Genomic DNA, 6,233 nt, shown 5'->3' with positions numbered 1-6,233 from the left:
CCGCCCACCGGGTCTCCCCGCGTCCGGACGCCCGGGCTCCGGTCGCCCCGCCTCGGGCCGGCGCGCCCGCGAGCGGCACGCCTCCGCATGACCGGCCGCGCGCCCCCTCACCCCCACGCGCCCCCGCAGGCCGCGCGCGACCGATCCGACCACCCGGGACACCCCGGCCACCACCGAACGGGAAACCACGGACATTGCCTCTCCTCTCCCTCATCCCTCGGCCCTCACCGAGGGACTCACCGACGCGCCGAGCCCCGCAGACCCCGCAGGCCCCGGCTCCACCGACGACCGGGAACATACACTCCGTCACTGACAATCGACCCTCGGTGACATCCCCGGCCCGGCCGAGGGACGGGTGGGAGTCCCGTTCCGGCCCGCGGTGTCGGTGGCGCCCGTTATGGTCGGGGACCATGCGACTGCTGCATACCTCCGACTGGCACCTCGGCCGTTCGTTCCACCGGGAGAGCCTCCACGACGCCCAACGCACCTTCCTCGATCACCTGGTGACGGTGGTCGAGGCCGAGCGCGTCGACGCCGTGCTGGTCGCCGGGGACGTCTACGACCGCGCGCTGCCCGGCCTGGAGGCGGTCGCGATGTTCGACGACGTGCTGCACCGGCTGGCGGACCTGGGCGTGCCGACGGTGTTCATCAGCGGCAACCACGACTCGGCCCGCCGCCTGGGCGTGGGCGCCGGGCTGATCGGCCGGGCCGGGATCCACCTGCGCACCGACCCCGACGGGTGCGCCGAGCCCGTCCTGCTGGCGGACGCGCACGGGCCGGTCGCGGTGTACGGGCTGCCGTACCTGGAGCCCGCGCTGGTCCGGGACCGGTTCGGGCTGGAGCGCGGTGGGCACGCGGCGGTGCTCGGCGCGGCGATGGACCGGGTCCGCGCCGACCTGGCCGGACGGCCGGAGGGCACGCGCGCGGTGGTGCTGGCGCACGCCTTCGTCACCGGCGGCGAGGCCAGCGACAGCGAGCGCGACATCGCGGTCGGCGGGGTCGCCGTCGTGCCCGCCTCGGTCTTCGACGGCGTGCACTACGCCGCCCTCGGCCATCTGCACGGCTGCCAGACCCTGGCCCCGCACCTGCGCTACAGCGGCTCGCCGCTCGCCTACTCCTTCTCCGAGGCGGACCACCGCAAGTCCATGTGGCTGGTCGACCTCGCGGCGGACGGTTCGGTCGCCGCCGAACGCGTCCCCTGCCCGCGGCCGCGCAGGCTCGCCCGGCTGCGCGGCACCCTCGACGAGCTGCTCACCGACGAGAAGTACACCGCCGACGAGGACTCCTGGGTGCAGGCCACCCTGACCGACCCCGGCCGCCCGAGCGATCCCATGGAGCGGCTGCGCAAGCGCTTCCCGCACACCCTCCAGCTGCTGTTCGACCCGGCGGGCACCGACAGCGACGCCTCCCCCTCCTACGCGGCGCGGGTCAGCGGCCGCGCCGACCTGGAGATCGCCGAGGGGTTCCTGCGGCACGTCCGCCCGGGCGTCGAGCCGGAGCGGGAGGAGCTGGACTGGCTCCGCGAGGGCTTCGAGCACGTCCGTGAGACCACCGACCGCAGGGCGGAGCTGCCCCGATGAGACTGCACCACCTGACGGTCACCGCCTTCGGCCCGTTCGCCGGCACCCAGCGGGTCGACTTCGACGCGCTCGCCTCGGGCGGCCTGTTCCTGCTGCGCGGCGCGACCGGGGCGGGGAAGAGCAGCGTGCTGGACGCCGTCTGCTTCGCCCTCTACGGCGAGGTCCCCGGCGCCCGGCGCGCCAACCGGCTGCGCAGCGACCACGCGGACCCGGCCCGGCTGACCGAGGTGCGGCTGGAGCTGACGCTCGGCGGGCGCCGGCTGCAGGTCATCCGGCTGCCCGAGCAGCTGCGCCCGAAGAAGGGCGGCCGCTCCGGCCTGACCACCGAGCGCGCCCAGACCCTGCTGAAGGAGTGGGTCGCCGACTGCGGCGACGGCACCCCCGGCTGGCAGCCGATCAGCAAGTCGCACCAGGAGGCCGGCGAGGAGATCCACCGGCTGATCGGGATGAGCCGGGAGCAGTTCTGCCAGGTGGTGCTGCTGCCGCAGGGCGACTTCGCCCGCTTCCTGCGCGCGGACTCGGCCGAGCGCGGCAAGCTGCTGAACCGGCTCTTCGACACCGAGCGCTTCGGCCAGGTCGAGTCCTGGCTGGCCGAGCGGCGGCGGGCCCAGGAGGCCGCCGTGCAGACCGGCCGCCGCCGGCTGCGCGATCTGGTCAGCCGGGCCGAGCAGGCCGCCGGCCCGTTCGGCGAGCCCGCCGCCGACCTGCTGCCGGACGGGGACGAGCCCGACCGGATCACCGGGGACGTCACCTCCGACGTGCTCGGCTGGGCCGCCGTGCTGCGGGTCGGCGCCGCCGAGCAGCTCACGGTCGCCGAAGCCGCCCTGGCCGGCGCCGAGCACCGGCACCGCGAGGCCCAGCGGGCCCGGGCCGAGGCCGACGGGCTCGCCGCCCGCCAGCGCCGCCACCAGGACGCGGTGCACCGGGCCGCCGGGCTGGCCGAGGCCGGGACGGCGCTCACCGGGGACCGCCGACGGCTGGCCGCCGCGCAGGCCGCGCTCGGCGTGGAGTCGGTGCTGCGGCTGCGGGAACACGCCGCCGAGGCCCACCGGTCCGCGCGGCGCGACGAGGAGCGGCGGCGGGCGGCGCTGGCCGGCGCGCCGCACCCCGAGGGTCCGGCGCTCGCGCGGGCCGAGACCGCCGAGCTCACCGAGGCCGGGCTGCGGCTGCGCGCCGAGGTGGTCCGGCTGGAGGAGGTCCGGCGCGAGGAGCGGCGCCGCGACGAACGCGGCCGCGAGCGGCTGGGTCTGGAGGCCGAACGGCGCCGCGCCGAGGACATGGCCGAGGACGCCCGCGACTGGCTGACCGAGTTCGACGGCCGGCTCACCGTGCTCCAGGAGGAGCAGGACACCGCCCGGGCCGCCGCGGCACGGGTCGAACAGCTGGACGTCCGCCGCACCGAGGTCGCCGGGCGGCTGGCCGCCGCCCGCCGCCGGGACGCGCTGCGCGACGAGGTCGAGCAGGCCGAGCGCCGGGCGCTGGACCTGCGGACCGCCGCGCTCGACGCCCGCGAGCACGGCCAGGAGCTGCGCGAGCGCCGGCTCGCCGGGATGGCCGCCGAGCTGGCCGAGGGCCTCACCGCCGGCGAGTCCTGCCGGGTCTGCGGCTCCCCCGAGCACCCGGCACCCGCCCGGGCCGCCGGCGAACGGGTCGGCCCGGCCGACGAGGACCGGGCCCGCGCCGCCCAGACCGCCGCCGAGCAGGCCCTGCACACCGCCGAGCAGCGGCTGAGCGGCCTCCGGGTGGAGCGCGCCGCCGCCGACGGCGCGGCCGGCGCCGAGAGCGCCGACCGGCTCACGGACGCGCTCCGCGCGCTGGAGGAGGAGCACCGCACGGCCCTGCGTGCGGCCGACGGCCTGGGCACGGTGGGCCGCGAACTGGAGCGACTGACCGACGAACAGCACCGGTACGAGAACCGGCTGCGCGAGGCCGGCGAGCACATCGCGGGGCTCACCACGACGATCGAACGACTGCGCGCCGAGGAGCGGGAGCTGGCCGAACGGGTCGCCGCCGCCCGGGGCGACGCGCCCTCGGTGGCCGGGCTGTCGGCCACCCTGGCCGGGCTCGCCGAGGCGGTGACCGCGCTCGCCGACGCCGCGCGGGCCGGCGCCGAGACGGCCGCCCGCCTCAAGGACGCCGACGACGAGCTCGCCCGGGCCGCGGTGCGGGCCGGGTTCCCGAGCGCCGAGGAGGCCCGGGCCGTCCTGCTGCCGCCCCGCGAGCTCGCCGATCTGGAGGAGCGGCTGGAGCGGCACCGCTCGGCCCTGGCCGCGGTCGAGCAGCAGCTGGCCGACCCCGAGCTGGAGGACGCGGCCGCGTGTCCCCCGGCCGACGTGCCCGGCGCCGAGGCCCGGCTGCGGGCGGCCACCGACCGGCTCCGTCAGGCGCACGCCGTCCAGGACGCGGCCCGCGAGCGGCGTACGGCGCTGGTCGCGATCGGCGCCCAGCTCGCCGAACTCGCCGCCTCGCTCGCCCCCGCGCTGGCCCGTTTCCACCGGATCAACCGGCTCGCCATGCTCTCCGCCGGCACCTCCCACGAGAACCGGCTGCGGATGCGCCTGGAGTCGTACGTGCTGGCCGCCCGGCTGGAGCAGGTCGCCGCGGCGGCCAGCGCCCGGCTGGTGAGGATGTCCGGCGGCCGCTACACCCTCGTCCACAGCGACGACCGGGGCACCGGCAACCGCCGCTCCGGCCTGGCCCTGCGGGTGGTGGACGCCTGGACGGGCACCGAGCGCGACACCGCCACGCTCTCCGGCGGCGAGAGCTTCTTCGCCTCCCTCGCCCTGGCCCTCGGCCTCGCCGACGTGGTCACCGACGAGGCGGGCGGCATGCCGCTGGACACCCTCTTCATCGACGAGGGCTTCGGCACGCTGGACGAACAGGCGCTGGAGGAGGTGATGGACGTCCTGGACGGCCTGCGGGAGCGCGACCGGGCGGTCGGCATCGTCAGCCACGTCGCCGACCTGCGCAGCCGCATCCCCGCCCAGCTGATGGTCCGCAAGGGCCGCAACGGCTCCACCCTCGGCCTGGTCGGCCGGGAGGACGCCTGAGGGGCCTGAGGAGGCCCGCCCCGCTGGAGGCCCGCCCCCGAACGGCGCCGCTCGACGCCGCTCCGCGCCGGATCAGCCCGAGCAGGCGATCCGCTGCGCCTGCTGCCAGGCGCAGACCGGGCAGAGCGTGCCGCCCCGCTCGTCCGCCGGCAGCTCGGTCGGCTCGCCGCACAGCACGCAGTCGGCGTGCGGCCCGGTCAGCGCCGGGTCGTGCGTCAGCGCCCGGACCGCCCCGACGGGGGCCAGGGCGCACACCGGCGCGCCGTCGTCGCCCGGCATCCGGTCACCCGGCACGTCCTCGCGTGGCACATCGCTCATGCAGATCTTCCTACTCCGTACCCGTACCTCACCGCAAGGGCGCACGGGGGCGGCGCTACGGTGGCCGGGTGCTCGAATCCACGCCCATCGAACCCACGGCCGCCGAACCCACGGCCGACCTCACGCCCGCCGTCCCCGGCCCCGCCTTCGTCCCCGGCCCCGGCACCCCGCTGTACCGGCGGCTCCTCGCCGCACGGGCGACCGCGCCGACGTACCCCGAGGTGGGCGCCACCCGGGGCGGGGCGCTGCCGGAGGGGTACGCCTGGCTGCGGCGCCGGGTGCACCTCGGCCGGGGGCCGGAGGTGCTGGAGCGGGCCGGGCGCTACGTCCTGGACTGGGGCGCCCAGCTGGGGACGGGCTTCGCCGTGTACCCGCACGCGCCGGCCGAGCCCGGGGCGACCGTCCTGCTGCGCCTCGGCCTGCCGGGGCTGCGCCGGCCCCGGCTGGTGATCCCGTGCCGGGTGGTCTGGCGCGTCGACGAGCCGGGCCGGCGGATCGGCTTCGCGTACGGGACGCTGCCGGGGCATCCGGAGTGCGGCGAGGAGGCGTTCCTGGTGAGCATGGACGAGGACGGCGAGGTGTGGTTCGAGGTCAGCGCGTTCTCCCGGCTGGACGCCTGGTACGCGCGGCTCGGCCGCCCGGTGTCGCTGCTCTGCCAGCACCTGGCGATCGAGCGCTACCTCACGGCGGTGGCCACGCACGTCCGCTGACCCTCCACGGCCCCGGGCCCGCGCCGCCTCGCGGCTGCCCGCCCGGGGCCGACGGCCGTCCTCAGCCCAGGAAGCTGAGCCGCACCGAGCGCCGCGGGTTGTCGCCGTTGGTGTCGATCAGGACGACGGACTGCCAGATGCCGAGCGCGAGTTGTCCGCCGATGACGGGCAGTGTCGCGTGCGGGGCGACCAGGCCGGGCAGCACGTGGTCGCGGCCGTGGCCGGGGCTGCCGTGGCGGTGGCGCCAGCGGTCGTCGGCCGGCAGCAGGTCGCGCAGGATCGCGAGGAGGTCCTCGTCGCTGCCGGCCCCGGTCTCCAGGACGGCGATGCCCGCCGTGGCGTGCGGGACGAAGACGTTGAGCAGGCCGTCGCGGCCGGTGGCGTTCTGGTCGAGGAAGGCGGCGCAGCGGTCGGTGATGTCGAGCGCGACCTCGTGGCTGCCGGTGGTGATCTCGAAGGTGGCGGAGTGGAAGGTGGAGGAGTGGAGGGTGCTGCCGCTGGGATGGGTGTTGTCGGCCATGCCGCCATCCTGGCCGACCGCGGCGGGCCCGGGTGGTCAGCCTCGCCGACCTGGT

Annotated in this window: 5 protein-coding genes; 3 read left to right on the top strand and 2 right to left on the bottom strand. The window is 77.3% G+C overall.

All coding sequences use genetic code 11. The features are described 5' to 3' along the window. Window positions 1-410: 410 nt before the first annotated feature. The gene (locus tag ACWEQL_RS26525; RefSeq protein WP_452152822.1) at window positions 411-1,580 is read left to right on the top strand and encodes an exonuclease SbcCD subunit D; all 1,170 of its coding nucleotides are present in this window, start codon (window positions 411-413) and stop codon (window positions 1,578-1,580) included. Continuing rightward, on the top strand, window positions 1,577-4,630 hold the full coding sequence (locus tag ACWEQL_RS26520) for an AAA family ATPase (protein WP_452152821.1): 3,054 nt from the start codon (window positions 1,577-1,579) through the stop codon (window positions 4,628-4,630). Before ACWEQL_RS26525 ends, ACWEQL_RS26520 begins: the two co-directional genes overlap by 4 nt. A 72-nt stretch (window positions 4,631-4,702) precedes the next feature. Here the strand turns inward: ACWEQL_RS26520 and ACWEQL_RS26515 are convergent, their stop codons facing one another. After that, on the bottom strand, window positions 4,703-4,909 hold the full coding sequence (locus ACWEQL_RS26515) for a hypothetical protein (RefSeq protein ID WP_452152824.1): 207 nt from the start codon (window positions 4,907-4,909) through the stop codon (window positions 4,703-4,705). Between the two features lie 107 nt (window positions 4,910-5,016). On the opposite strand from ACWEQL_RS26515, the gene ACWEQL_RS26510 reads away from it, so the two are divergent. After that, window positions 5,017-5,658, top strand: coding sequence for a DUF1990 family protein (locus ACWEQL_RS26510; RefSeq protein WP_452152820.1), 642 nt, complete (start codon window positions 5,017-5,019; stop codon window positions 5,656-5,658). A gap of 61 nt (window positions 5,659-5,719) precedes the next feature. Here the strand turns inward: ACWEQL_RS26510 and ACWEQL_RS26505 are convergent, their stop codons facing one another. Beyond that, a complete protein-coding gene (locus tag ACWEQL_RS26505) occupies window positions 5,720-6,178 on the bottom strand; it encodes a YjbQ family protein (protein ID WP_452152819.1) in 459 nt (152 codons plus the stop codon). Window positions 6,179-6,233 lie beyond the last annotated feature (55 nt).

The sequence above is a fragment of the Kitasatospora sp. NPDC004240 genome (genome assembly GCF_053603215.1).
The sequence above is the reverse complement of the archived record's forward strand: the minus strand, read 5'-3'. Positions and strand labels throughout refer to the sequence as shown.